Here is a 25501-nt window from a genome sequence, read left to right as displayed (position 1 = left end):
ATTAAGGACAGACATGACTCCATTGGCACTCATTATGATCATTGCAGCCTATCTATTAGGTTCAATCTCAAGTGCGGTCTTGATATGCCGAGTCGCGCGTCTGCCCGATCCTAGAACCGTGGGCTCAAATAACCCCGGTGCTACTAATGTATTGCGTATCGGTGGCAAGGCCGCTGCAGCCTCTGTATTGCTGTGTGACATGCTAAAAGGGACGATTCCTGTCTGGCTTGGTTACTTCCTCGATATTGACCCCATCATTCTGGGTGTTGTCGCGATTGCCGCTTGTTTGGGCCACATGTACCCAATCTTCTTCCACTTTAAGGGTGGCAAGGGCGTTGCGACTGCCTTGGGTGCCATCGCGCCTATTGGTCTTGACCTTACCGGTATGATTATGGGCACTTGGCTACTGGTCGCTTTCCTCTTCCGTTACTCATCCTTGGCTGCGATTGTGACTGTGTTAGTTACTCCGTTTTATGCATGGATGGTAAAACCACAGTACACACTTCCTGTTGCCATGTTGTGCTGCTTGATCGTACTGCGCCATCACCAAAACATTCGCCGATTACTCGACGGCAGCGAGCCAAAATTAGGACAAAAAAAATCGGCGTAATCGATATAGATTACGCCGATTTTTCATCATTTCGTTGGTGACTCAATTACGCCAACAGATGTTTATCTAGGAAACTCGCAAGCATCTCATTTACAAACTCAGGCTGTTCTAAGCTGCTAATATGACCTGCATTAGGGATCACAGCCAGCTCGCTACCTGCGATGCAATCATGCATTAAGTAAGATTCCAATACTGGGCGCGGTTTGTCTTCTTGGCCTACGGCAACCAGGACTGGCAGAGCAAACTTCTCAATCGATTCAATCATATCACGGCGTCCGAACACGATACGCCCAATGCGTGCGACCTGTTCTGCATGCTCACCATTTAATTGAGATAAAAACTCTGTGAAGCCTTTCACTAGCTCAGGGCTATTTTGCTCTGCTTGATTAGCAAAGAACAATGGAAAAACCGCTTCAACAATTGGTGGTGGAACCATTTTTGTTTGTGCGATGGTATCTAGCATCGAGAAATACTTAGCATGTGCCACTTCTGGCTCTAGGCCAACAAAGGTATCCATAAGTACTAAGGTTTTCACGCGAGACGGCGCTAACTCCACCAACTCAGTCCCCCACATGCCGCCTACCGATAGGCCAACAATTGAGAATTCCTCAACACCCAAATGATCCAACAGTGCCAAAACATGTTGAGCATAATCTTTTAGCGTGCGCATTGAGCTTGGCGCTGCATCAGATTGGCCGTGAGACCAAAGCTCAGGAACAATACAACGGTACTTAGATTTCAGAGCCTCTACCTGAGGTTGCCACATTGCACTATCCCATAGGTAGCTGTGACCAAACACTAATACAGGCCCTTGCCCTTCATCTAGGTACGCCATGTTTTGGTTTTCAATAGTGAAATTGTTCATTTTCTTCCCTAAGTCATATAAAAACGGCCGCTACTTCAGCGACCGTTTAATTATTCAGATTCGATTACTCAGCAATTGGCTCAAGCTGATCGATAGGCCAGCGTGGTGTCGCTTGAACAGAAAGATCAGCCACCTCACCGTTCTTAAGACGCTGCATACCTGCATAAGCGATCATTGCACCGTTATCGGTACAAAACTCAGTGCGAGGGTAGTAAACCTCACCACCAATCTTCTTCGCGAGCGCTTCAAGTTCTGCTCGTAACTGCTTGTTTGCACTCACGCCACCAGCAATTACTATACGTTTCATACCTGTCTCCGCCAAGGCACGCTTACACTTGATTACCAAGGTGCCACAAACCGCCTCTTGGAATGCGTATGCGATATCTGCGCGAGTCTGTTCGCTATCGTCGTTGTCACGAATGGTATTAGCTGCAAAGGTTTTTAGGCCTGAGAAACTCATATCTAGACCCGGACGGTCAGTCATTGGGCGCGGGAACTTAAAGCGACCCGGCGTGCCCTTTTCTGCCAAGCGAGAAAGCAGTGGACCGCCTGGGTAATCTAAGCCCATCAGCTTAGCGGTTTTATCGAAAGCTTCACCAGCTGCGTCATCAATCGACTCACCCAAAATGCGATATTCACCAATACCTTTTACTTCAACCATCATAGTGTGACCACCCGATACCAACAGCGCCACAAATGGGAACGGTGGTGGGTTATCTTCTAGCATAGGAGCAAGCAGGTGACCTTCCATATGGTGTACTGGCACTGCCGGCACCCCCCACGCGTAAGCAATACTGCGACCGATCGTAGCACCAACAAGCAGCGCACCAACCAGACCAGGGCCCGCTGTGTAAGCTACGCCATCAATATCTTTAGAGGTTAAGTTTGCTTCTTTAAGAGCTGCTTTAATCAGTGGGATGGTTTTCTTCACGTGATCACGTGATGCCAGCTCAGGAACAACACCACCGTAATCGGCATGCAGTTTTACCTGGCTGTAGAGTTGATGAGAAAGCAGACCTTGCTCATCATCATAAATTGCGATTCCTGTTTCATCACAAGAGGTTTCAATACCAATAATGCGCATAATTTTCTCGGCACGCTTTCATCTTTAATGGGAAATTAGCGCAATATTACCCTGCCTAAGCTCAGCAAACAAATATTGTACAGACTATAATCGACAAAGTGCTTTACAAAGCCACTGTGATCGGATTAAAATTCCGCACCATTTTTGATCAAGCTGGTTAAGACTGAATATTTAAGTTCAGTTCACTAAGTTACCAGCGTTAACGAATAACCCCTGAGGTGAAAGGCATATGCCAGTAGTTAAAGTACGTGAAAACGAACCGTTCGACGTTGCACTACGTCGTTTCAAGCGCTCTTGCGAAAAAGCAGGTATCCTTTCTGAAGTGCGTCGTCGTGAGCACTATGAAAAACCAACTACAGTTCGCAAACGCGCTAAAGCAGCAGCTCAAAAGCGTCACGCTAAGAAGCTAGCTCGCGAAAACGCACGTCGCGTTCGCCTGTACTAATAACTTAATCCATAAGGACTGAGTTATGGCTCTTATTGAACAACTCAAAGAAGAGCAAAAATTAGCGATGAAAGCCAAGGACAAACCGCGCCTTGGCACTATCCGTTTAGCTCTTTCAGCTATTAAGCAACGTGAAGTTGACGAACAGATTACTCTGAGCGACGACGACATCCTTGCTGTTCTAGTTAAGATGGTTAAACAGCGTCGCGATTCTGTTGCTCAATATGAATCGGCTGGTCGTCAAGATCTTGCTGACGTGGAACAAGCAGAAATTGCTGTACTTGAAGGCTTTATGCCTCAACCGCTTACTGAAGAAGAAGTGATTGCACTACTAGATAGCGCAATTGCAGAAGCTCAACCTGCGGGCATGCAAGACATGGGTAAAGTAATGGCTATCTTGAAACCACAAATTCAAGGGCGTGCAGATATGGGTAAAGTTAGTGGTTTAGTTCGTTCTAAACTCGCTTAATCCCAAATCAAATTGCAACAAGCCGTGCAATCCTATGGAACGCACGGCTTGTTTGTATCTGCTACCTATTCAAACTATATTATCATCACTCTCAGTTAGTGCATTTTTCTAAGGTTTTATGGCTGGAATTATCCCACGTAGTTTCATTGATGACCTCCTCGCGCGTCTCGATATCGTCGACATTATTGACGCACGCGTAAAACTTAAGAAAAAGGGCAAAAACTACAGTGCTTGTTGTCCGTTTCACAACGAAAAAACTCCCTCTTTTAGCGTAAGCCAAGAAAAGCAGTTCTATCACTGTTTTGGTTGCGGCGTTCACGGCAACGCTATCGACTTCATCATGGAATTCGAACGCCTCGAATTTGTTGAAGCCATTGAAGAGCTTGCGAGCTTTCTTGGCTTAGAAGTCCCTCGAGAGCAGCGCAGCGGTGCCATTTCAACTCAGCCGCGTGCCAACACGGAGCAAAAGCGTAATCTATATGACTTGATGGGGGGTATTAGCCAATTTTACCGCTCACAACTCAAGCTATCAGCGAGCAAGCCGGCGATTGATTACCTCAAGAATCGAGGTCTGTCGGGCGAAATCGTACAGAAGTTTGGGATTGGTTACGTCGCCGATGAGTGGGATTTAGTTCGTAAGAATTTCGGTCAACAAAAAGAAGCGCAGGACATGCTGGTCACGGGCGGCATGTTAATCGAAAACGAGAAAGGTAACCGATACGACCGTTTTCGTGGGCGCATCATGTTCCCGATTCGCGATCGTCGTGGTCGAGTGATTGGTTTTGGCGGCCGTGTTCTTGAAGACGGCACACCAAAGTACCTCAACTCACCTGAGACTCCGATCTTCCATAAAGGCAAAGAGCTATACGGTCTTTACGAAGTCTTACAGGCTTACCGTGAGCCACCTCAAGTCTTGGTGGTTGAAGGTTACATGGATGTTGTCGCACTAGCACAATATGGCGTAGATTATTCCGTCGCCTCGTTGGGCACTTCGACAACCGGTGATCATATCCAGATGTTGTTCCGTCAAACCCACACGGTTGTGTGTTGTTATGATGGTGACAGAGCGGGTAAAGAAGCCGCTTGGCGCGCACTGGAAAATGCTCTCGAGTATTTAAAGACCGGAAATACCCTGAAGTTTCTGTTCTTGCCAGATGGCGAGGACCCAGACAGCTATATTAGACAGCACGGCAAAGAGGCCTTTGAACAACTGGTTCAAAACGCAACGCCACTTTCTACTTACTTGTTCGACAACTTGATTGAGATTCATCAATTAAACCTTGGAACAACTGAAGGTAAATCGGCGTTGAGAGCCCATGCCAGTGCACTGATCAATAAAATTCCTGATAGCTACTTCCAAGAACTGCTCGAAAAGTTACTGGATGAACGCACTGGGTTTGATAATCAGCTAAGACGAGCTAGAGTTCATAACAAGAGCTCTAGTCCGCAACCGCATAAAGAGCTTAAACGCACCCCTATGCGAGAAGTGATCGCTTTGCTTCTACAAAATCCGAGCTATGCTGATATGGTACCGGATTTATCGAGTGTTCGAGACTTACCACTACCTGGTTTAAGTTTATTCGTTGAGGTACTTGATAAATGCCATACTAACCCCCATATCAACACCGGCCAGTTATTAGAGCACTGGCGACACAGTAAACATGAGGCACTTCTGTCTCGTCTCGCGAGCTGGGAAATCCCCCTCGATGATGACAATCAAGAAGATATATTCTTAGACTCATTGGACAATATTCTTGCCCAGTGCGTAGAAAAGCAAATTGAAAACCTGCAGGCCAAAGCAAGAAGTGTCGGTTTATCAGCCGAAGAAAAAAGGGAGCTGCTAGCCTTGATGCTAGATTTAAAAGCGTAACCCTGATTGATTAGTCAGCATTGATAAAATTTGTTAACATTTATGGTTTGCATCTAAAAAATGCAACGTCCTTCACCAGACCTGAAGTTGGATATCATCTATGGATCAAAATCCGCAGTCACAGCTAAAATTACTTGTTATTAAAGGCAAGGAACAAGGCTATCTGACCTACGCCGAAGTAAACGACCACCTACCTGCAGAAATTGTTGATTCTGAACAGGTAGAAGACATCATTCAGATGATTAACGACATGGGTATCAAGGTTGTAGAAACCGCACCTGATGCCGATGATCTAGCCCTAAATGATGACGATACCATCACAGATGAAGATGCAGCCGAAGCGGCAGCAGCTGCGCTTTCAAGCGTAGAAAACGAGATCGGCCGTACAACTGACCCAGTACGTATGTACATGCGTGAGATGGGTACTGTTGAGCTACTGACTCGTGAAGGCGAAATCGATATTGCCAAGCGTATCGAAGATGGTATCAACCAAGTTCAGCTTTCTGTTGCTGAATACCCTGGCACTATCCCATACATCTTAGAGCAGTTTGACAAAGTTCAAGCTGAAGAGCTGCGCCTTACCGATCTGATCAGCGGTTTCGTTGACCCAGATGATGATGGTACGGCAGCACCAACAGCGACGCATATCGGTTCTGAGCTGGCAGAATCTGATCTTGACGATGAAGATGCTGAAGACGTAGATGACGAAGATGACACCGAAGAGGAAGAAGAAGATACAGGTATCGACCCTGAGCTTGCTCTTGAGAAATTCACTGCACTTCGCACAAGCTTCCAAAATCGTCAGCTAGCGATCAACGAATACGGCGCAGAGAGCCCGAAAGCTGTTCTTGCAACAACTATGATGCAAGACGTGTTCAAAGAGTTCCGCCTAACGCCAAAACAGTTCGATTACCTAGTTAATGAACTTCGCACTTCAATGGATCGTGTACGTACTCAAGAGCGCCTAATCATGCGCCAAACGGTTGAGTACGGCAAAATGCCGAAGAAATCTTTCATTGCCCTATTCACAGGCAATGAATCTAGCGAAGCATGGTTAGATGAAGTACTTGCTTCAGACAAGCCATATGCAGAGAAGATCAAACGTAACGAAAGTGAAATCCGCCGCTCTATCCAGAAACTGGATATGATCGAGAAAGAGACATCACTAACAGTACAAAGCATTAAAGACATCAGCCGTCGCATGTCTATCGGTGAAGCGAAAGCTCGCCGTGCGAAAAAAGAGATGGTTGAAGCGAACTTACGTCTAGTAATCTCGATTGCTAAGAAGTACACCAACCGTGGTCTACAATTCCTGGATCTAATCCAAGAAGGTAACATCGGTCTGATGAAAGCGGTAGATAAGTTCGAATACCGTCGTGGTTACAAGTTCTCTACTTATGCTACATGGTGGATCCGTCAAGCTATCACTCGTTCGATTGCCGACCAAGCTCGTACTATCCGTATTCCGGTTCACATGATCGAAACGATCAACAAACTAAACCGTATCTCTCGTCAAATGCTGCAAGAGATGGGTCGTGAGCCGCTACCGGAAGAGTTGGCTGAGCGCATGCAAATGCCGGAAGACAAGATCCGTAAAGTACTGAAGATCGCTAAAGAGCCTATCTCAATGGAGACACCAATTGGTGACGACGAAGATTCGCATCTAGGTGATTTCATCGAGGATACGACTCTAGAGCTACCGCTAGATTCTGCTACGGCAACAAGCCTACGTGGTGCTACGAAAGACGTTCTAGCTGGCCTAACGCCTCGTGAAGCGAAAGTACTACGCATGCGTTTCGGTATCGACATGAACACTGACCACACTCTAGAAGAGGTTGGTAAGCAGTTCGACGTAACTCGTGAACGTATCCGTCAGATCGAAGCAAAAGCGCTACGTAAGCTGCGTCACCCAAGTCGTTCTGAAACTCTACGTAGTTTCCTAGACGAGTAATCTCTCACGAGATTTGGCTAGCTTTTAAGCATATAAGAAGAAAGGTGAGCTTTAGCTCACCTTTTTTGTATCTATATGATTTAAGTGGCTAAGAACTAAGCGCAATTGCCCCCTTTAGTGGCTAGACACCACCCATTGCATCCCCTATAATCATTGCCCTACGGCCCCTTAGCTCAGTGGTTAGAGCGCACGACTCATAATCGTTCGGTCCCCAGTTCAAATCTGGGAGGGGCCACCAAATTTAGAAAAGCCAGAACAGTTCATGCTGCTCTGGCTTTTTGCTTTTCTGGACTGCACAATTTTTTCTATCCCTTGCCCCAACTGTTGCACCTTCTAATTTGCAGCACCTTTGAGTCAGTTTCCTCAATACTTCTTCACAACACGGTGTATTCAATCACTTACCTGTGACTTGATTTGCGTTTTTTTGTTTGAAAAGCCGGCACTATGAAAGGTCACTATTCAATCAACTGTTCAGGGAAGACACATGAAAGACGAAACTCTCTCGATCCACTTTGGCTACGAGACTGACCCGACAACCAAATCTGTCGCTACACCTATTTATCAAACGGTGGCTTACGAGTTCGATGATGCTCAGCACGGCGCGGACCTCTTTAATCTCGAAGTTCCAGGTAACATCTACACCCGCATCATGAATCCAACCAATGATGTGTTGGAAAAACGAATGGCAGCGCTTGAAGGTGGTATTGCAGGCTTAGTGGTGAGTGCGGGTAGTGCTGCGATCAACTACGCAATTCAGACTTTGGCGCAAATGGGCGACAACATTGTTTCTACCCCTCAGCTATACGGTGGCACTTACACCCTGTTTGCACACATGCTGCCAAACCAAGGCATTGAAGTACGCTTTGCCAAAGACGACAAACCTGAAAGCTTAGCTGAGCTCATCGATGAGAACACCAAGGCGGTTTACTGTGAAAGTATTGGTAACCCTGCTGGTAATATCATCGATCTAGAGCGTGTCGCCGAGCTTGCCCACGCCCAAGGTGTTCCTGTCATCGTCGACAACACAGTAGCAACTCCAGTGCTATGCAAGCCTATCGATTTTGGCGCGGACATTGTTGTTCATTCATTAACGAAATACGTTGGCGGCCACGGTACCACGCTAGGTGGTGTGATTGTCGATTCAGGTAAGTTCCCTTGGGCGGAGCATAAAGATCGCTTCCCAGTATTCAACCAACCCGAGCCGTCTTACCATGGCGTGGTATACACCGAAGCCTTTGGTGAAGCTGCCTTTATCGGCCGAGCGCGTACAGTACCGCTGCGCAATACAGGTTCAGCACTTTCACCAATGAATTCCTTTATGCTGATGCAAGGCTTAGAGACCTTATCACTGCGTATGGAACGTCACACTGAAAATGCCCTCAAGGTTGCTGAGTACCTCAAGCAGCATGACAAAGTGAGCTGGGTAAGTTATGCAGGCTTGCCAGACTCAGAGTTCTACCCATTGGCAGAGAAATACATGCAGGGCAAACCTTCCGCTATTTTGTCTTTCGGCCTCAAGGATGGCTATGAAGCTGGCGTTCGCTTCTATGACGCGCTGCAGATCTTTAAGCGCCTGGTGAATATTGGTGATGCTAAGTCGCTAGCATGCCACCCAGCTTCAACCACTCACCGTCAGTTAAGTGAGCCAGAACAGAAGCTAGCAGGTGTATCTCCAGAGATGATTCGTCTATCTATTGGTATCGAGCATATCGACGATATTCTTGCCGACCTAGAACAAGCATTAAACGCTTAACACTACGTTTCTATAGCAAACAACACCATAGGCCAGCATGTATGTGCTGGCTTATTTGTTGAGGCTATCGTTCTGTGATTAGCATATCAATTAAGCAATAACGATATCTTCCCTACTTCCCACCTTCTATCAGAATATCTTTCTGCATAAGAGAGACATATCTCCCCCAAACATCTTCATACCTAACTTAAACTTGAACGAAACGACTGCCACCGCTCACTTATCATCACATCAGCTTGATTGACCTTGCCGAGATAACTCGGGAATCTAAGTTAAACCTATAATAATGACAGCCGATAATGGGAACCTCATGACGACTCGAAACAAAATTCTCCCCCTAATCAAAGCAGCCTCAGTGGTGCTGCTCGCAACCGTTTCACTCTCCGCACATGCCGCAGAAAAAGTATATCGCTTAAAACTCGCAGAAACATGGGGACCGAATACCCCAATCCTCGGTGACGCCAGCAAGAACATGGCTAAGCTAGCTAATGAAATGTCTAACGGTCGACTGCAGATCCGCATCGACTCAGCCAATAAGCACAAAGCGCCGCTTGGGGTGTTCGATATGGTGAAGTCGGGGCAATACGATTTAGGCCACTCAAGCTCTTACTACTGGAAAGGTAAGGTACCAAACACGCTCTACTTCTCTTCAATGCCATTTGGCATGATGACTACTGAGCAGTACGCATGGTTTTACCAAGGCGGTGGCATGGAGCTGATGCAAGAGGTGTACGCGCCACACAATCTACTGTCGTTCCCTGGTGGTAACTCCGATATTCAGATGGGTGGCTGGTTTAAGAAAGAGATCAACTCAATCGAGGACCTTAAAGGCTTGAAGATGCGCATTCCAGGCTTTGCTGGCGAAGTGTTCGCTAAGGTTGGTGCGAAGCCAACCAATATTGCACCGGGTGAACTCTACACTTCTCTAGAGCGTGGCACGATTGATGCGCTCGAATGGGTTGGCCCTGCCTTTGACCTGCGTATGGGCTTTCAAAAGATTGCACCTTACTACTACACAGCTTGGCATGAACCGGGATCAGAGACTCAGTTCTTAGTGAACAAAAAGACTTGGGATAAGCTACCAAAAGACCTTCAGCTCATTCTAGAAACCTCTTTCCGAGTGGCAGCCTTCGATATGTATACCCAAGCGCTTGATGCCAATGCTAGCAGCTGGGCAACCATGCAATCTGACTATCCAGACATTAAGGTTCGTGACTTCCCGCCAGAGGTGCTACAAACCATGCGAGCTGCCACAGATGAGCTTCTTGCTGAGCAAGCCGCGAAAGATCCGTTAGCGAAGAAAATCATCGACTCTCAAGCTGACTACGCAAAGAAAGTTCGAGCGTGGACCAACATCTCAACCAAGGCCTACCTCAACCACGAGTAACACAGGCTCAATACTGAAAAACAAAAAAGCCCATCATCATGATGGGCTTTCGTCTATTTACTGGGGTAAGTTAACTTACTCTACCGTTACCGCTTTCGCTAGGTTACGAGGTTGGTCAACGTCCGTACCTTTGATTAGCGCTACGTGGTAAGACAGTAGCTGCATTGGAACCGTGTAGTAGATAGGTGCAGTTACTTCGCTCACGTGAGGCATCTTGATGATCTTCATGTTCTCATCGCTTTCAAAGCCAGCTGCTTCATCCGCGAATACATACAGCAGGCCGCCACGTGCACGTACTTCTTCTACGTTCGACTTCAGCTTCTCTAGCAGGTCGTTGCTTGGTGCAATAACCACTACAGGCATGTCTGCATCAATCAGAGCCAGAGGGCCGTGCTTAAGCTCACCTGCAGCGTATGCTTCAGCGTGGATGTAAGAGATCTCTTTCAGTTTTAGAGACGCTTCCATCGCGATTGGGTAGTACTCACCACGACCTAGGAATAGTGTGTGGTGCTTGTCTGCAAAGTCAGTCGCTAGTGCTTCAATCTCTTTATCAAATGCCAGTGCTTTCTCTATGTCTGTAGGCAGCTGGTGAAGTGCTTGAACGATTTCAGTCTCTTTCGCTTCATCGATACGACCTTGTAGACGACCAATTGACGTTACCATCATTAGCATTGCTGCAAGCTGCGTAGTAAATGCTTTTGTTGAAGCTACACCGATCTCTGTACCTGCACGAGTCATGAACGCAAAATCAGATTCACGAACCAGTGAAGAACCCGCTACGTTACAGATAGTCATTGCTGACATGTAGCCTTTCTCTTTCGCAAGGCGAAGTGCTGCTAGCGTATCTGCCGTCTCACCAGATTGAGAAAGCGTCATAAGTAGGCTGTTTGGACGAACGACGAAATCACGGTAACGGAACTCAGATGCGATCTCTACGTCACAGCTTACGCCCGCTAGAGACTCAAACCAGTAACGCGCCGCCATACCTGAGTTGTAAGACGTACCACATGCAATAATCTGAACGTGCTCTACTTTGCTCAGGATCTCTTCAGCTTTAACACCGATTGCATTGGTGATAACAGCTGTATCTGAAATACGACCTTCCATTGTGTTGATCAGTGCAGTTGGCTGCTCAAAGATCTCTTTCTGCATGAAGTGGCGGTATTTGCCTTTGTCACCTGCATCGTGCTCTGCGTTAGATTCAACGACTTCACGCTCAACAGGCTCACCGCTTGCGTCAAATACGTTAACTTCACGACGAGTTACTTCAGCTACATCGCCTTCTTCTAGGTACATAAAGCGACGTGTCACGCTAAGTAGTGCTAGTTGGTCAGATGCTAGGAAGTTTTCGCCAACACCAAAGCCGATTACGATTGGGCTACCAGAACGAGCAACAACAATACGTGAAGGATCTTTACGATCAACGGCTACTGTGCCGTAAGCACCATCTAGTTGCTTCGCTGTTTTTTGTAGAGCTTCAACTAGCGTCTCAGAAGTGCGCAGTTCCCACTCAACTAGGTGAGCAATTACTTCAGTATCTGTTTGAGACGTGAACTCATAACCACGACCTTGAAGAAGCGTGCGTAGCTCTTCGTGGTTTTCGATGATGCCGTTGTGAACAACTGCAATGTCACCAGACATGTGTGGGTGCGCGTTCGCTTCAGAAGGTTCACCGTGAGTCGCCCAACGTGTATGAGCGATACCTGTACCACCGATTACCTGTTGCGCTTCAACTGCGTCAGCCAACTCTTGTACTTTACCTAGACGACGTACACGAGTTAGGTTGGATTCGCTATCCACAACCGCGACACCTGCAGAGTCGTAACCACGGTATTCAAGACGGCGTAGGCCCTCTACTAGAATTTCTGCTACGTCACGTTGTGCTACTGCACCAACAATTCCACACATAATGTTACTCCATCAATTTTTTGGTTATTCCTATCTGGCAGCAAGCAAAGGCCATGTCTCATAGAGATCTATTATAGGAAGTTAAATGCATAAATTTTAAATTTAGTTTCTATACTGGCTCGGTGAGAATCACCCGAACCCCTTGAGACTCGATACTCTGTTTGGCTTCTTCCGCCAGTTCGGTATCAGTGATCAAGACATCGATGTGCTCCCAAGACAGCTCAAGATTTGGGATTTTGCGACCTACTTTCTCTGATTCAACCATCACCACAACTTCACGTGATACCTCAGCCATGACCTTACTCAGTCCGACTAGCTCATTAAATGTTGTGGTGCCTCTTTCAAGGTCGATACCGTCAGCGCCAATAAACAGTTGGTCAAAATCATAAGCACGCAGTACTGATTCTGCGACCTGACCTTGGAACGAATCTGAGTGTGTATCCCAAGTCCCGCCCGTCATTAGCAATGTAGGTTCGCTTTCTAGTTCATTTAGAGCGTTAGCAACATGCAATGAGTTGGTCATCACGACCAGACCACGCTTGCTATTTAGCTGTTCGATCAGAGCACCTGTCGTACTACCGCTGTCGATCACAATGCGGTTATGGTCACGAATTAGGTCTGCAGCAGCTTTTGCCAATAAAAGCTTTCGAGTCGAAACTTTTTTGCCTATCTCATCGTTCACAACTTCTTTCGGCAATGAAACAGCACCGCCATATCGGCGCAAAAGCTGACCATTTTTCTCTAAAGACGCCAAATCCTTTCTAATTGTGACTTCCGAGGTTTCAAACTTAGCGGACAATTCATCAACACTAACCTCGCCTTTCTCGTTAACTAGATTAGAAATTGCGTGTCTTCTGAGCTGAGTGTTTCGTTTCGACATTTAAAAATGAACCATAAGTTTCGATGTGAAAGATATTATAGTTACAACGAAACCATTTAGTCCATTTATTTCGATCCAAAAAATTAATAAATAGCGCTAAAACCTTGTCCTAAGACAATTGTTAAGCAGTGATATTGAATTCATTCGGTGGTAGAATCCGCACCCGAAAAGAAAAAAAATTACAAAAATGACCGTTATTTTTCTGCAACTTTCACCTGATATATTGGGGTAAGTCACAGAAAACCGATGTTGAATCAAAATCATTTGGTCATAAAATGACTAAAATTGATGAAAGACTTACAACTCTGAAGGGCAATTGATAAGTCCCTCTATTATCGCAGCAGGCACAAAATGCTGACGAAATGGGTAGGCCGCTTCAGAAAACAGATAAATTTCAATTTGTAACAAAACTTACCGGAGAGTACCTTCCATGAAAAAGACCAAAATCGTATGTACGATTGGCCCTAAAACTGAATCTGTAGAGAAGCTAACTGAACTAGTAAACGCAGGCATGAACGTTATGCGTCTTAACTTCTCTCACGGTGACTACGAAGAGCACGGCACTCGTATTGCGAACTTCCGCGAAGTAATGGACAAAGTAGGTAAGCAACTGGCTATCCTTCTTGATACTAAAGGCCCAGAAATCCGTACTATCAAGCTAGAAGGCGGCAACGACGTAGATCTAGTAGCTGGTCAAGAATTCACTTTCACAACTGACACTTCAGTTGTAGGTAACAAAGAGACTGTAGCGGTAACTTACGCTGGTTTCGCAGCTGACCTAAACGTTGGTAACACTATCCTTGTAGATGACGGCCTAATCGAAATGGAAGTTATCTCTACTACTGAAACTGAAGTTAAGTGTAAAGTTCTTAACAACGGTGCACTAGGCGAAAACAAAGGTGTTAACCTTCCTGGCGTTTCTGTTCAACTTCCAGCTCTATCTGAAAAAGATAAGAACGACCTTAAGTTTGGTTGTGAGCAAGGCGTTGACTTCGTAGCTGCTTCTTTCATCCGTAAAGCATCTGACGTTAAAGAGATCCGTGAGATCCTAGACGCGAACGGCGGCAGCGACATCCACATCATCTCTAAGATTGAGAACCAAGAAGGTGTTGATAACTTCGACGAAATCCTAGAGCTTTCTGACGGTATCATGGTTGCTCGTGGTGACCTAGGTGTTGAGATCCCAGCTGAAGAAGTAATCTTCGCTCAGAAAATGATGATCGAGAAGTGTAACCGTGCACGTAAGATGGTTATCACAGCAACTCAAATGCTTGATTCTATGATCAACAACCCACGTCCAACTCGTGCAGAAGCGGGTGACGTTGCGAACGCAATCATGGACGGTACTGATGCTGTAATGCTTTCTGGTGAAACTGCGAAAGGTAAATACCCAGTTGAAGCAGTAACTATCATGGCTCAAATCGCGAACCGTACTGACAGCGCTCTTAAAGCTGAACTAGGTTCTCGTCTAGACAGCCCACGCCTACGCATCACTGAAGCAGTATGTAAAGGCGCAGTAGACACAGCTGAGAAGCTAGCTGCTCCACTAATCATCGTTGCTACTGAAGGTGGTAAGTCTGCACGTTCTGTACGTAAGTACTTCCCAACTGCAAACATCATCGCTCTAACAACAAACAAGAAAACAGCTGCACAACTAGTTCTTACTAAAGGTGTTCGCCCTGTTCTTGTTGATTCTATCGACAGCACTGACGCTTTCTACCAAATGGGTAAAGAGTACGCTCTTAACGCTGAGTTCGGTAGCAAAGGCGACATCGTAGTTATGGTTTCTGGTGCTCTAGTAGCTTCAGGCACTACGAACACAGCTTCTGTACACGTTCTATAAGACTGAAGAATTTAATCATCAGTTAAATAAAAAAGAGGGCTTCGGCCCTCTTTTTTTATATATTACATCTTGCTCTAATAATCAGTACGCTGTATTATCAAATTAACAATAGAACTGCGTACTGTTAATTCCCACCTTAGGTCATTTGAATTAGCAGGCTAAGAATTCAAATTACATGAGGTTGCACAATGTCTAGCCCTACTCTCACCGACAAAGTATCAAAGATGATTCGCCAAGATATTCTTAATGGTGAATTGCGCCCAGGCCAGAAACTGGTTGTGGCTGATCTAAAACAGAAATACAACGTCGGCGCTTCACCGATTCGTGAAGCTCTTGTTCAACTCTCTTGGAGCAAGTATGTAAAGCTTGAGCCTCAAAAAGGCTGTTGGGTAGCCCCAGTCTCTAAGAAAGAACTTAACGACTTATACGAAAGCCTACGCGTGGTTTCTTCTGTTCTGCTGAAAAAAGCAATCGCTACCGGTGATGAAAGCTGGGAACTAGAAGTTCTCACTTCGTACCATAAGCTATCTCGTGTGAACAACACAGCAGAAGAGTTCAATAGTGCAGAGTGGGAAGAGCGCCATCAGCAATTCCACGTGGCACTTTTAGAAGGTGCAGATTCAAAGAACATGTTCGAGTTCTTCAGTGATTTGATCAATCAGGTAAAGCGATACCGTTTTCTGGCGCTAGCGGACGATCAAGAATCAGAAGAGCTGTTTAACATTGATGAGCATGAAATGATCATGAAACTGGTACTAGCAAAGAATGCTGAGCAAGCGACAGAGCTACTTGACCAACATTTAATGGGCTCAATGAGACGCATTGAAAGAGTGATTGAAGCTGCGTAGTTTTATGTAGTTTGAATATCTCAGTAAATAAAAAACGGAGCCTAATGCTCCGTTTTTGTTTACCACCCAAAGAACTCTTTATGATGAGTATTGAGCAGTAAAACCATAGGCAAAAAATACAGTGCACTGAGTTTAAAACCAAGAATCACTAGTGTGCCGATGGTCAATCTCACTAAAAAATCGACAAACATACCACGCCTCATTTCACCAGACAGTATGAATCCCTAACTCTTGCTCCTGCTAACCTAATTCTGCTGGTAAAAGTCGATGAAACTGAGCAGTTGAATTAAGTTAACTTTGTCATCCCTTTTTGAGATCTGGCTTCTCAAAAAGAGTCAGCGCAACACTAACTCTACGAAGCAAGGTAGTTTACTTATTGTTCAGTTTAGTTCAAATTTGCGCACAAATTAGACTTTAGTCTAATCGTACAAATATTGTGACGGGTATCTCTCAAAGACAAGACAGATTGGTTCTATTTTTTGCCGATGTTCAAACTTAAGCCCAAGATGCAAACTAGGCAACGTCCGCCTGACTTGTACAGATAGAGATGGTATTGCGACCAGAGGACTTAGATTCATAAAGACCAATATCCGCACACTTATAGGAGTGGGTGCTGTTACCAGTAAGATCGGTATAGCCGATACTGACCGTCACTTTCGTTCCGCCAGAGAGTTGTACTTCAATGCGTAGGCGATCCAACACTCTTCTCGCTTCCGCTAACGAAGTATGAGGCATTAAGATAGCAAACTCTTCACCGCCAACACGCGCGACAAAGTCTGTGGTTCTCAAGCTTTCTTGAAGGATCGCAGCCACTCTAGCAATCACACGATCGCCCTCGTCATGGCCGAGTTCATCATTAATGCGTTTGAAGTTATCGATGTCGATCAACGCTAAGCACACTTGAGATTCGTTAGGGAAACGCTCCACCATTCGTGAATACTGCGCCAACTGCTCTTCAAACTTGCGACGATTCCATAATTTACTCAGCGAATCTCGCTCACTGAGAATACGCAATCGTATTTCTAACTCTTTACGCACCGTAATGTCCACCAGCGACGTGATGTAGTAGCTCACCTTACCTGAATTACTCTTCACGGCTTGCACTCGCATGATCGCAGTGAAAGGGATTCGAAGTTTGCTCTTGCAGCTCACCTCCCCTTCCCACAAATCATTCTCTTCGAGATGTGTCCAGATGGTTTCTGCAGTATGAAGTTGTTCGCTATTCTCTAGCAGCAGCTGCAGGGCGTTTTTACCATCAACCTGCGACTTGCTGTAACCAGTCATGTTCTCAAACTCATTGTTGGTCATGATGGTGCGGTGATGTTTATCAGAGATCATCACCGCAGACATACCGTTCAGCGCTGCTCGAGCCAATTTGCTCTCTAGACTGCGCCTTTGATAATGCGTCACGAGATAAGCCAGCGGGAAGGCAAACACCATTACGGTGAAGAACACGATCAACTGCTCTTGCGCTAAGTCATTGAGATCGCGCTCCGCTCTCTCTAATAACTGCTCTGAGCTCAACTGAATCACTAAGTGCATCTTTTGTTTCTGCGCAAGATCAACGGTGTTGAAGGCAAATAGATTGCCGTCTTCAAACATGTAACCCATGCGTTCAGAAGAGATCGCCTGCCAAGTTTTTGGGGCAATTTGTGAAAGGTTGAACCCTTTACGCTCAGGGATCGAATCACCAAACAGCTTGCTCTTGTTTTGGCTCGCAATGTAGTAACCATATTGGTTCACCACTTCAGCACGAAAATCAAAATCAGGAGAGAAGTTTAAGCGTGACGCTAATCCCCATACATCGAGGTTTATCACTAAGTAGCCGACGCGACGCTCTGGTGTTTGTACAGGCGTGATCACTCTCAATACGGGAGTATATGGATAAGTCAGCTCACCATATTCGGATTCCAACTCAATACCCCACCCGCCAATCTCTTCAGCATCCAGGGTCTGTGCATAGTGGAAATAACCGTAGTTCGATTTATCTTGTAGCTCACTAGGAAGAGTAACAACACCTGTTCTTGAGGAGTAATTGACTCTGACCTTCTCATGGCCATCAATATCCAGCAAATGGATCTGGGTATACCATCTTTGATTGACCAGTACCGACTGCCAAACCTCTTCCAGTAGGTTCTTATTTTCAACAGAAGGAGATGTCGCAAAATCAACCAAGCTTTGACTGTGGCTGAGCAGTTGCATCATAGAGACCAATTGGTCTTTCAACACATTGTAGTCGCGCTCGGCGTACACAAGTTGATGAAGAGCCTGTTTTGCAGTGCGTTGATAACTCTGCTTTTTGACGTCTTGATAGCGTTGCTGGTAGTACAGAGCGATAGCTGCACAAAAGGTGACGCAAATAACGAGAAGCGTGGCGATTGTTTTTTTATTTCTCATTAATTGCTCAAAATAGGGTAAATATGGCGAGAATTATATCATTGTTATAAATTAACAAAATAAAAAAGCCGCACTTAATGCGGCTTTCTATCATACAATTTTCTTAAGCTTTTAGAGAGCGCTCTCCTCGAGCAATACCAACCACGCCGCTGCGTGCCACTTCAAGCACTTCCGTTACTTCTGATAATGCTTGAATAAACGCATCAAGCTTCTCACTGGTGCCTGCCATCTGCACTGTGTATTGAGAGGCGGTTACGTCGACGATCTGGCCACGGAAGATATCAGCAGTACGTTTAACCTCTGCACGCGCAAAACCGCTCGCGCGAACCTTAACCATTAGTAGCTCACGCTCAATATGATCAAGCTCTGATACTTCTTGAACTTTAAGCACATCAATCAACTTATGCAGTTGCTTCTGGATCTGCTCTAGCTGCATCTCATCAGAGTTGGTTGTTACGTTCAGACGTGAAAGCGTCGGATCATCTGTCGGCGACACGTTTAGCGATTCAATGTTGTAACCACGTTGAGAAAACAAGCCAACCACTCGAGACAAGGCACCTGGTTGGTTTTCCATTAATAGCGAAATAATGTGTCTCATACTATGTTCTCTCCGTTTTGCTTAGCCACATGTTATCCATACCCTCGCCCTTAATCTGCATTGGGTATACGTGCTCTGTATCATCAACACTAATGTCGACGAATACCAAGCGGTCTTTCATTGCCAGTGCTTTCTCTAAGCCTGATTCAAGTTCATCAGGGGAAGAGATACGCATACCTACGTGACCATACGCTTCCGCGATAGCCGCAAAGTCTGGCACAGAGTCCATGTATGAGTTTGAGTGACGACCTTGGTAAACAATGTCTTGCCACTGTTTTACCATGCCTAAGAAACGGTTATTCAAGTTAATGATCTTAACCGGGATGTTGTATTGCAGTGCCGTTGATAGCTCTTGGATATTCATCTGAATACTGCCATCGCCTGTTACAACGACCACTTCTTCATCCGGTTTCGCGAACTTAACGCCCATACCAGCAGGTAAACCAAAGCCCATGGTGCCGAGGCCACCAGAGTTGATCCAACGGCGTGGTTTATTAAATGGATAGTAAAGCGCGGCAAACATTTGGTGCTGACCTACATCAGAAGCAACATACGCATCGCCATTGGTCACTTTGTGTAGAGTTTCGATAACCTGCTGAGGTTTGATACGCTCAGGCGATTTATCGTAAGCGAGACACTTACGGTCTTGCCATACTTTAATTTCTGCCCACCATGCATCCAAGGCTTCTGCATCGTTGGTTCCACCTTGCTCAATAAGCAGGTTCACCATGCTCTCAAGCACGCGCTCAGCAGAGCCTACGATCGGTAGGTCCACTTTCACGTTCTTAGAGATCGACGATGGATCAATATCGATGTGCATGATCTTGGCATTTGGACAGTACTTCTCAAGGTTGTTGGTCGTACGATCATCAAAACGAACACCAACACCGAAAATAAGGTCTGCGTTATGCATTGCCATATTGGCTTCGTATAGGCCGTGCATACCAAGCATGCCTAGCGAGTTTTTATGCGTGCCCGGGAAGGCACCCAATCCCATCAGTGTACTAACAACAGGTAGGTTTAGCGCCTCGGCAAGCTTAAGCAACTGTTTATCAGCTTCCGAAATAACCGCACCACCACCAACATAAAGAACCGGTTTCTTGGCTTCTAGAAGTGCCTTAAGTGCTTTCTTAATTTGTCCTTTGTGGCCTGTTACCGTTGGGTTGTACGAACGCATTTTGATCGTTTCTGGGTATTCGTACGGCAGCTTAATTTGTGGATTAAGTACATCTTTAGGAAGGTCAATCACAACAGGGCCAGGTCGACCTGTGGTTGAAATATAAAAGGCCTTTTTTACGATCTCTGGGATGTCTTCAGCTTTCTTTACTAAGAAGCTGTGTTTTACGATTGGACGAGATACACCTACGATATCACACTCTTGGAATGCGTCATTACCAATCAAGTTATTCGGTACGTTACCTGAAATAACGATCATTGGAATCGAGTCCATGTACGCTGTCGCAATACCCGTTACGGTATTGGTCGCGCCAGGACCTGAACATACTAGTACAACACCAGGTTTACCGGTTGAACGCGTATAGCCATCGGCCATATGCGTCGCTGCTTGCTCATGGCGCACTAATACGTGTTTAATCTTGTCTGTTTTTGCGTGTAGGGCATCGTAGATATCCAAAACGGAACCGCCTGGATAACCAAAGATCTGCTCAACCCCTTCTTCAATTAGGGACTGAACTACCATTTCCGCGCCGGATAATTGGGCGCACTCTGGCTTAGTTGTCATATTGCTCTCCTTACCAGTTTCCTTCAGTTGGGTAAGCCGAAGGGGCTGGTTTTTACATAGTCTAGGTCTTATTCGTAGCCTAATTCGAAATACTTCCACTTTTTCGGCTATGACTGCTCGTCGTGATAACAATAAGCAGTGGTACGAAACAACTGTAACGTTTTATTATCATCGGGTCTAACACCCTTCTACAGTCAATAATTCGATATAACCATGTTTTAGAAAGAAAACCTCATCTAACACCACCCAGAACTTTCAAATCAGAACAATTCACCAATAGTAGCCACTAAAAAAACTCTAAATATTTCACAATCCATCTTTTTTCAGTGTGAACACCACGCTCTAGATGTGCTCTCACGCACATTTACCTGATGTCGTGACGTAAAAAATCCCCCTAATCGTCACCATGTACGACTAGGGGGATTTTTAAACAACTAAAAAGTTAACTTAGATAAAATTACTTATCTTTCGGCTTTTCAGTGTACATTTCTTCGATTTCGTCTTGATACTTATCGTTAATCACTTTACGACGCAGTTTCTGAGTCGGTGTCAGTTCACCAGCATCCATAGAGAAGGCTTTTGGTAACAGTTTGAATTTCTTCACTTGCTCAAACTTAGCCAGCTCTTGTTGTAGGTCATTAACGCGTTTTTCTAGCATCTCAACAATCTGGTGATGCTTAATCAACTCAACACGGTCGTGGTACTTGATGTTGAGCTCATTCGCGTACTCTTCTAGAGAGTCATAACAAGGGACGATCAATGCAGAAACAAATTTACGTGTATCGGCAATCACGGCAATCTGCTCAATAAAGTGGTCTTTACCGATAGCGCCTTCAACCACTTGCGGCGCAATGTATTTACCGCCAGAGGTTTTCATCAGCTCTTTAATACGGTCGGTAATGAATAGGTTACCATTCTCATCGAAGTGACCCGCATCACCTGTTTTCAAGAAGCCGTGCTCGTCAAAAGTCTTAGCCGTCTCTTCCGGCATTTTGTAGTAGCCACGCATCACCATTGGACCACGAACTAAGATTTCGTTCTGTTCGCCAATTTTTACTTCCGCGCCCGGCATAGACATACCGATTGAGTCCGGGTTGAAGCAGCGATCGTCCCAACATGAAACCGTTGCAGTGGTTTCTGTCATGCCATAACCAAGCTTCACATTGATGCCAATTGCGTGGAAAAAGCGACCGATGGTTTCATCAAGCTTTGCACCACCACATGGCATAAAGTTGATGTTTCCACCAAGTAGAGCGCGTAGCTTAGATAACACCAATTTATCTGCTAATGCATGGCTCTTCTTCAACATTAGAGAAGGTGTGCGGCCCTCTTGATGACAAGCTGCCAATTTAGCGCCCATGTTCACAGCCCAAGTAAAGAGGACCTTACGAATCAGTGGTGCTTTCGATACTTTTTCATGGATCGCAGAGAAGATCTTCTCGTAGAAACGTGGAACCGCACACATTACGGTTGGCTTCACATCGCTTAGAGCATCACGCACCTGCATTGTGTCTTGCAGGTAACAGTTAGTTGCGCCTTTATAAAGGACATAGAAAGTCCACGCACGTTCAAATACGTGAGATAGCGGTAAGAAACAGAGGGAAACATCATCTTTGCTTAGGCTTAAGCGCTCGTCATGGCCTTCTAGTTGAGAGCCGATGTTAGCGTAATCCAGCATTACACCTTTCGGTTGGCCAGTCGTACCAGAGGTATAGATAAGAGTAAGCAGATCATCCATATTCGCATCAGCAAGACGAACGTCTAATTCCGTTTGCTGAGCCTGTTGACCGCGCTCAATGAACTCTTGCCAAGAGATAGCAAAGTCATAGCCTTGAGTATCAATGTCATCTGACATCGCAACGATGATTTCAAGCTGCTCACATTCGTCAAATAGGCTAATTGCTGCATCAAACTGTGGCTGTTCGCCAACAAAAAGCACTTTAACGTCTGCGTTTTGAATAATGTAGGAAGACTGCGCTGCAGTGTTCGTTGGGTAAATCGGCACAGTTACAAGACGAGCTTGCAGGGCTGCAAAGTCTGCCACAGTCCATTGAGGCATGTTATTTGAGTAGATACCGATCTTGTCTTGGATTCTCAATCCTTGAGCCAATAGTGCGAGTGACAGCTTATCGATCTGTTCACCAAATTGCTGCCAGCTAATGCCTTGCCAAACATCATTAACTTTATGCTTTAAAGCCGTGCGGTTGCCGCCTTGAGCAATCTGCTCGCGAAGTCGTTTTACGATATGAAAATCTAAATTGGCCATCTCTTTACCTTTGGCTTACACCTGTAAGCTTTTTTGAGCGCACAAGTGTACCTCTGATCATGGAAAAGGCAACTGATGGAGCTCAAAGTTATCAGTAATAGTAAACTTAACTCTAAAAAATGAACGAAGTTCGGCGTTCTGGTACAAAAAAGCCCCGAACTAACAAACTAGCTCAGGGCTTATAAATCAAGGTTTTCAGCGATTAGTTAAGTGCTACCACTTCGCCACAGATCATCATTAGTTGATCTCGTAACCAAATGTGTCCTTTGTCTTTCTCGCTTGATTCGTGCCAGCTTAGGAAGCCTGAGATTGCCGCATTATCGAATGGGAAATCTAGAATCTGTAGCTGCTCTTTATTTGCAGCATGCTCAACCATCCAACGAGGTGCAATCGTTACAAGTTCAGACTGACCCACAACGTATAGTACGTTGCTTAGGCTAGTACCCTCATAGTAAGGCGTACAGTCTAGGTCGCGGTATGCTTGCTCAGAGAAGCTGCGCTGACCGTGAATGCGAGACAGTTTCGCGTGCTTCTCTTCTAGAAGCTCAGCCGCCGTTACTGAACCGTTGATGCGTGGGTGTGAAGCTGAAGCAACAACCACTAGCTCATCTTGGAAGATCTCTGTGCTTGAGAAGCCTTGCTCATCGAAGCGAGCGTAATCGATAACGAAGTCGATTTCTTGGTAACGCATGCGCTCAGACAGTTGACGGTCGAACTCAGCATCCATGTGTAGTTGAACACTTGGAGCAAGCTCATTGATAGTCGACATAATCTTAGGTGCAAAACGCATGTCACAAGGGCTGCAAATCGCCAACTTAAATAGACGAGAAGACGACTCGGGAGAGAATACAGAACTTGGTAGTTCATTGCGTACTAGTTGCAGTGCTTGGCGGATTGGGCCAAACAGTTGACGTGCACGTTGAGTCGGTTGAATACCGCGACCCTGACGCATAAATAGCTCGTCGTTAAACATCACTTTTAGACGCGCTACAGCATTACTTACTGCAGGCTGAGACATACCCAAGTTGTGCGCTGCACGGGTAATGTTTTGCTCTTGCATTACAGCATCAAAAACAGTCAATAGGTTTAGGTCTACTCCACGAAGTGTGCTTTCCATTCTGTAGCTTGCAATAGCACTCATTGCGTCTTTTTTCTCTAACATTCAAGTTGCCTCTTGTCGGTATGACAGCGTTAAATTTGTAATAGTGTGGGAATAGATAACCACTAGTTCTTATATTTATCTGGCCGATGTGTTTCGGATAACATCTACTATTAACCAATCAATCGAACGCTACCAACAAGATTGATAAAGAATAATTTTATTTTACCTCAATGAATAATTATTAACTTAATATCATGCACTTATGGATTTATAAAAAAACATAAAATGGCGCATTTTGGGATTTTCTTACGACTTATTTGACGGCTCAATCATTCAGTTACATTTGTTACAAATGATTGAGCCAATGAATTGATAGTGCAAGGCATTCAAAAACCTCACCTATGAATCAAGTGATAGAAGCGTAACTAGGGAAGTCGACCTTCTCCCATAACTGCCTTCTTAGTTGCTCCTGACAGTGCCAATCTTTCGCCAAAATCCACTCAACAATCGCACTCGCCACGTCTGGATAAGAGACCATTTCTGCTTGTTTCTCCCCTAGCCAAGTGCGTAAGGTTGCAGGGTCAAGGAAGCTCATCATCTGAGCCAAACCTAAGGCCTCTAGAGTTGCCACATTACTCTGTTGCTCGAATTGGCCAGCAAGCGGTTTCAATAGTAACTTCTTTCCTAAAGTCATCGCTTCGGAAGGCAACTCAAAGCCACCATTGGCAATCACGCCAGAGCATGCTTGAAGGTCAATTTGGAAACCATCATGGCTAAGTGGCTTGAATACGATATTTTCAACAGTGCGCTGCTCGATGATATCTGGGTGATAACAGACAAACTGATGAGAGATGAACTTAATCAAAAGATCCGTCACATCATCCAAATCTTCAAACGGCAGATAAACTAGGCTGAAGTCTGCATTCCCTTCTGCACATGACGCCTTTTCGCGGCTAGACAAGGTATGAACAATCGGGGGTAAGATTGGCTGTTCAAAATGATACCAGTGCAATCCGATATAGTGCTCAGTCGGAGCAAAGTGCTGTATCACTGAGTGCTCGATCCAGTTTCCGCCCTTCTTGGGCACATCGAAGCGAAATGCATTCTGATGGCTAATGCCAATACACGGTACTTTTTGTTTTTTAGCCGCCCAAGCCGATACCGGCTCAAAGTCATTCAAGACCAAGTCGTAACACGAGAGATCCAATTCGGCGATTTCACGACGAAAACGCAACAGACTATTCTTGAGGAAGGTTTTGCCATACTTCACCTGCCCTTGTTCACTGAAGAAGGTTAAGCCATGGCGAGTTTGGTAATCACCAAATGCTTCCATCGAAAAATACTTATCCCCGTCACGACCAGAGAATAAGAAGTCAACATCCACATTCTTAGCTTTCAGAGCGTTCGCCATAGCACGAGCACGCGCAATATGACCATTGCCAGTGCCTTGTACACCATAGAGTATTTTCATATTCGGTCCTTTT

19 protein-coding genes and 1 tRNA gene are annotated in these 25501 nt (G+C 45.5%); 10 read left to right on the top strand and 10 right to left on the bottom strand.

Translation table 11 applies throughout. The features are described from left to right. Positions 1 to 13: 13 nt before the first annotated feature. Positions 14 to 610, top strand: coding sequence for a glycerol-3-phosphate 1-O-acyltransferase PlsY (gene plsY, locus FIV04_RS01940; protein WP_032553074.1), 597 nt, complete (start codon positions 14 to 16; stop codon positions 608 to 610). Between the two features lie 46 nt (positions 611 to 656). On the opposite strand, the gene FIV04_RS01935 is transcribed toward plsY, so the two are convergent. Further along, positions 657 to 1475 (bottom strand): alpha/beta fold hydrolase, encoded by an 819-nt coding sequence (locus tag FIV04_RS01935; RefSeq protein ID WP_152468124.1) that lies wholly within the window; start codon positions 1473 to 1475, stop codon positions 657 to 659. A 64-nt stretch (positions 1476 to 1539) separates the two neighbouring features. Beyond that, complete coding sequence (gene tsaD, locus FIV04_RS01930; protein WP_032553071.1) at positions 1540 to 2559, bottom strand: tRNA (adenosine(37)-N6)-threonylcarbamoyltransferase complex transferase subunit TsaD; 1020 nt, start codon at positions 2557 to 2559, stop codon at positions 1540 to 1542. A gap of 229 nt (positions 2560 to 2788) precedes the next feature. Here tsaD and rpsU point away from each other — a divergent pair, with 229 nt between their 5' ends. From rpsU to FIV04_RS01895, 7 genes are all read left to right on the top strand, one after another. After that, positions 2789 to 3004: a 30S ribosomal protein S21 gene (rpsU, locus tag FIV04_RS01925; RefSeq protein ID WP_001145625.1), complete on the top strand. Its 216-nt coding sequence runs from the start codon at positions 2789 to 2791 to the stop codon at positions 3002 to 3004. A gap of 25 nt (positions 3005 to 3029) precedes the next feature. Next, positions 3030 to 3473 carry a GatB/YqeY domain-containing protein gene (locus FIV04_RS01920; protein WP_152468123.1) on the top strand — a complete coding sequence of 148 codons (444 nt, stop codon included), beginning with the start codon at positions 3030 to 3032 and terminating at the stop codon, positions 3471 to 3473. Positions 3474 to 3591: 118 nt separating this feature from the next. Continuing rightward, entirely contained in the window at positions 3592 to 5343 is a 1752-nt protein-coding gene (gene dnaG, locus FIV04_RS01915) for a DNA primase (RefSeq protein ID WP_152468122.1), read from the top strand. Between the two features lie 100 nt (positions 5344 to 5443). Then, the gene (rpoD, locus tag FIV04_RS01910; RefSeq protein WP_150870836.1) at positions 5444 to 7294 is read left to right on the top strand and encodes an RNA polymerase sigma factor RpoD; all 1851 of its coding nucleotides are present in this window, start codon (positions 5444 to 5446) and stop codon (positions 7292 to 7294) included. Positions 7295 to 7456: 162 nt separating this feature from the next. Then, a tRNA-Ile gene (locus FIV04_RS01905) sits at positions 7457 to 7532 on the top strand. Between the two features lie 246 nt (positions 7533 to 7778). Further along, the gene (locus FIV04_RS01900) at positions 7779 to 9047 is read left to right on the top strand and encodes an O-acetylhomoserine aminocarboxypropyltransferase/cysteine synthase family protein (protein ID WP_152468121.1); all 1269 of its coding nucleotides are present in this window, start codon (positions 7779 to 7781) and stop codon (positions 9045 to 9047) included. A gap of 310 nt (positions 9048 to 9357) precedes the next feature. Beyond that, positions 9358 to 10434 carry a TRAP transporter substrate-binding protein gene (locus FIV04_RS01895; protein WP_152468120.1) on the top strand — a complete coding sequence of 359 codons (1077 nt, stop codon included), beginning with the start codon at positions 9358 to 9360 and terminating at the stop codon, positions 10432 to 10434. Between the two features lie 75 nt (positions 10435 to 10509). Here FIV04_RS01895 and glmS read toward each other — a convergent pair whose 3' ends face one another. Continuing rightward, on the bottom strand, positions 10510 to 12342 hold the full coding sequence (gene glmS / locus FIV04_RS01890) for a glutamine--fructose-6-phosphate transaminase (isomerizing) (RefSeq protein ID WP_152468119.1): 1833 nt from the start codon (positions 12340 to 12342) through the stop codon (positions 10510 to 10512). Positions 12343 to 12451: 109 nt separating this feature from the next. Then, on the bottom strand, positions 12452 to 13222 hold the full coding sequence (locus FIV04_RS01885) for a DeoR/GlpR family DNA-binding transcription regulator (RefSeq protein WP_152468118.1): 771 nt from the start codon (positions 13220 to 13222) through the stop codon (positions 12452 to 12454). 430 nt (positions 13223 to 13652) lie between these two features. Here FIV04_RS01885 and pykF point away from each other — a divergent pair, with 430 nt between their 5' ends. Together pykF and FIV04_RS01875 are read left to right on the top strand one after the other, a co-directional pair. Continuing rightward, positions 13653 to 15065 (top strand): pyruvate kinase PykF, encoded by a 1413-nt coding sequence (gene pykF, locus FIV04_RS01880; RefSeq protein WP_032553063.1) that lies wholly within the window; start codon positions 13653 to 13655, stop codon positions 15063 to 15065. Positions 15066 to 15289: 224 nt separating this feature from the next. Next, positions 15290 to 15913: a GntR family transcriptional regulator gene (locus FIV04_RS01875; protein ID WP_253895392.1), complete on the top strand. Its 624-nt coding sequence runs from the start codon at positions 15290 to 15292 to the stop codon at positions 15911 to 15913. Between the two features lie 513 nt (positions 15914 to 16426). Here the strand turns inward: FIV04_RS01875 and FIV04_RS01865 are convergent. The 6 genes from FIV04_RS01865 to FIV04_RS01840 form a co-directional block, all read right to left on the bottom strand. Continuing rightward, entirely contained in the window at positions 16427 to 18310 is a 1884-nt protein-coding gene (locus FIV04_RS01865) for a sensor domain-containing diguanylate cyclase (RefSeq protein ID WP_152468117.1), read from the bottom strand. A gap of 103 nt (positions 18311 to 18413) precedes the next feature. Further along, a complete protein-coding gene (gene ilvN / locus FIV04_RS01860) occupies positions 18414 to 18908 on the bottom strand; it encodes an acetolactate synthase small subunit (protein ID WP_032553060.1) in 495 nt (164 codons plus the stop codon). 1 nt (position 18909) lies between these two features. Further along, positions 18910 to 20649 carry an acetolactate synthase 3 large subunit gene (locus tag FIV04_RS01855; RefSeq protein WP_032553059.1) on the bottom strand — a complete coding sequence of 580 codons (1740 nt, stop codon included), beginning with the start codon at positions 20647 to 20649 and terminating at the stop codon, positions 18910 to 18912. A gap of 457 nt (positions 20650 to 21106) precedes the next feature. Further along, complete coding sequence (locus tag FIV04_RS01850; protein WP_152468116.1) at positions 21107 to 22915, bottom strand: long-chain fatty acid--CoA ligase; 1809 nt, start codon at positions 22913 to 22915, stop codon at positions 21107 to 21109. A gap of 202 nt (positions 22916 to 23117) precedes the next feature. Then, positions 23118 to 24077 (bottom strand): transcriptional regulator LeuO, encoded by a 960-nt coding sequence (gene leuO / locus FIV04_RS01845; protein WP_032553057.1) that lies wholly within the window; start codon positions 24075 to 24077, stop codon positions 23118 to 23120. 346 nt (positions 24078 to 24423) lie between these two features. Next, the gene (locus FIV04_RS01840; protein WP_152468115.1) at positions 24424 to 25488 is read right to left on the bottom strand and encodes an MJ1255/VC2487 family glycosyltransferase; all 1065 of its coding nucleotides are present in this window, start codon (positions 25486 to 25488) and stop codon (positions 24424 to 24426) included. Positions 25489 to 25501: the final 13 nt, after the last annotated feature.

The organism is Vibrio sp. THAF190c, assembly GCF_009363355.1.
Classification (GTDB): domain Bacteria; phylum Pseudomonadota; class Gammaproteobacteria; order Enterobacterales; family Vibrionaceae; genus Vibrio; species Vibrio fortis_A.
This window is presented reverse-complemented; position numbering and strand designations above follow the sequence as displayed.

Excerpts from the sequence above, each read along its gene's own strand:
- plsY (WP_032553074.1), top strand. The coding sequence starts at position 14 with ATGACTCCATTGGCACTCATTATGATCATTGCAGCCTATCTATTAGGT.
- FIV04_RS01935 (WP_152468124.1), bottom strand. The coding sequence starts at position 1,475 with ATGAACAATTTCACTATTGAAAACCAAAACATGGCGTACCTAGATGAA.
- tsaD (WP_032553071.1), bottom strand. The coding sequence starts at position 2,559 with ATGCGCATTATTGGTATTGAAACCTCTTGTGATGAAACAGGAATCGCA.
- rpsU (WP_001145625.1), top strand. The coding sequence starts at position 2,789 with ATGCCAGTAGTTAAAGTACGTGAAAACGAACCGTTCGACGTTGCACTA.
- FIV04_RS01920 (WP_152468123.1), top strand. The coding sequence starts at position 3,030 with ATGGCTCTTATTGAACAACTCAAAGAAGAGCAAAAATTAGCGATGAAA.
- dnaG (WP_152468122.1), top strand. The coding sequence starts at position 3,592 with ATGGCTGGAATTATCCCACGTAGTTTCATTGATGACCTCCTCGCGCGT.
- rpoD (WP_150870836.1), top strand. The coding sequence starts at position 5,444 with ATGGATCAAAATCCGCAGTCACAGCTAAAATTACTTGTTATTAAAGGC.
- FIV04_RS01900 (WP_152468121.1), top strand. The coding sequence starts at position 7,779 with ATGAAAGACGAAACTCTCTCGATCCACTTTGGCTACGAGACTGACCCG.
- FIV04_RS01895 (WP_152468120.1), top strand. The coding sequence starts at position 9,358 with ATGACGACTCGAAACAAAATTCTCCCCCTAATCAAAGCAGCCTCAGTG.
- glmS (WP_152468119.1), bottom strand. The coding sequence starts at position 12,342 with ATGTGTGGAATTGTTGGTGCAGTAGCACAACGTGACGTAGCAGAAATT.
- FIV04_RS01885 (WP_152468118.1), bottom strand. The coding sequence starts at position 13,222 with ATGTCGAAACGAAACACTCAGCTCAGAAGACACGCAATTTCTAATCTA.
- pykF (WP_032553063.1), top strand. The coding sequence starts at position 13,653 with ATGAAAAAGACCAAAATCGTATGTACGATTGGCCCTAAAACTGAATCT.
- FIV04_RS01875 (WP_253895392.1), top strand. The coding sequence starts at position 15,290 with ATGATTCGCCAAGATATTCTTAATGGTGAATTGCGCCCAGGCCAGAAA.
- FIV04_RS01865 (WP_152468117.1), bottom strand. The coding sequence starts at position 18,310 with ATGAGAAATAAAAAAACAATCGCCACGCTTCTCGTTATTTGCGTCACC.
- ilvN (WP_032553060.1), bottom strand. The coding sequence starts at position 18,908 with ATGAGACACATTATTTCGCTATTAATGGAAAACCAACCAGGTGCCTTG.
- FIV04_RS01855 (WP_032553059.1), bottom strand. The coding sequence starts at position 20,649 with ATGACAACTAAGCCAGAGTGCGCCCAATTATCCGGCGCGGAAATGGTA.
- FIV04_RS01850 (WP_152468116.1), bottom strand. The coding sequence starts at position 22,915 with ATGGCCAATTTAGATTTTCATATCGTAAAACGACTTCGCGAGCAGATT.
- leuO (WP_032553057.1), bottom strand. The coding sequence starts at position 24,077 with ATGTTAGAGAAAAAAGACGCAATGAGTGCTATTGCAAGCTACAGAATG.
- FIV04_RS01840 (WP_152468115.1), bottom strand. The coding sequence starts at position 25,488 with ATGAAAATACTCTATGGTGTACAAGGCACTGGCAATGGTCATATTGCG.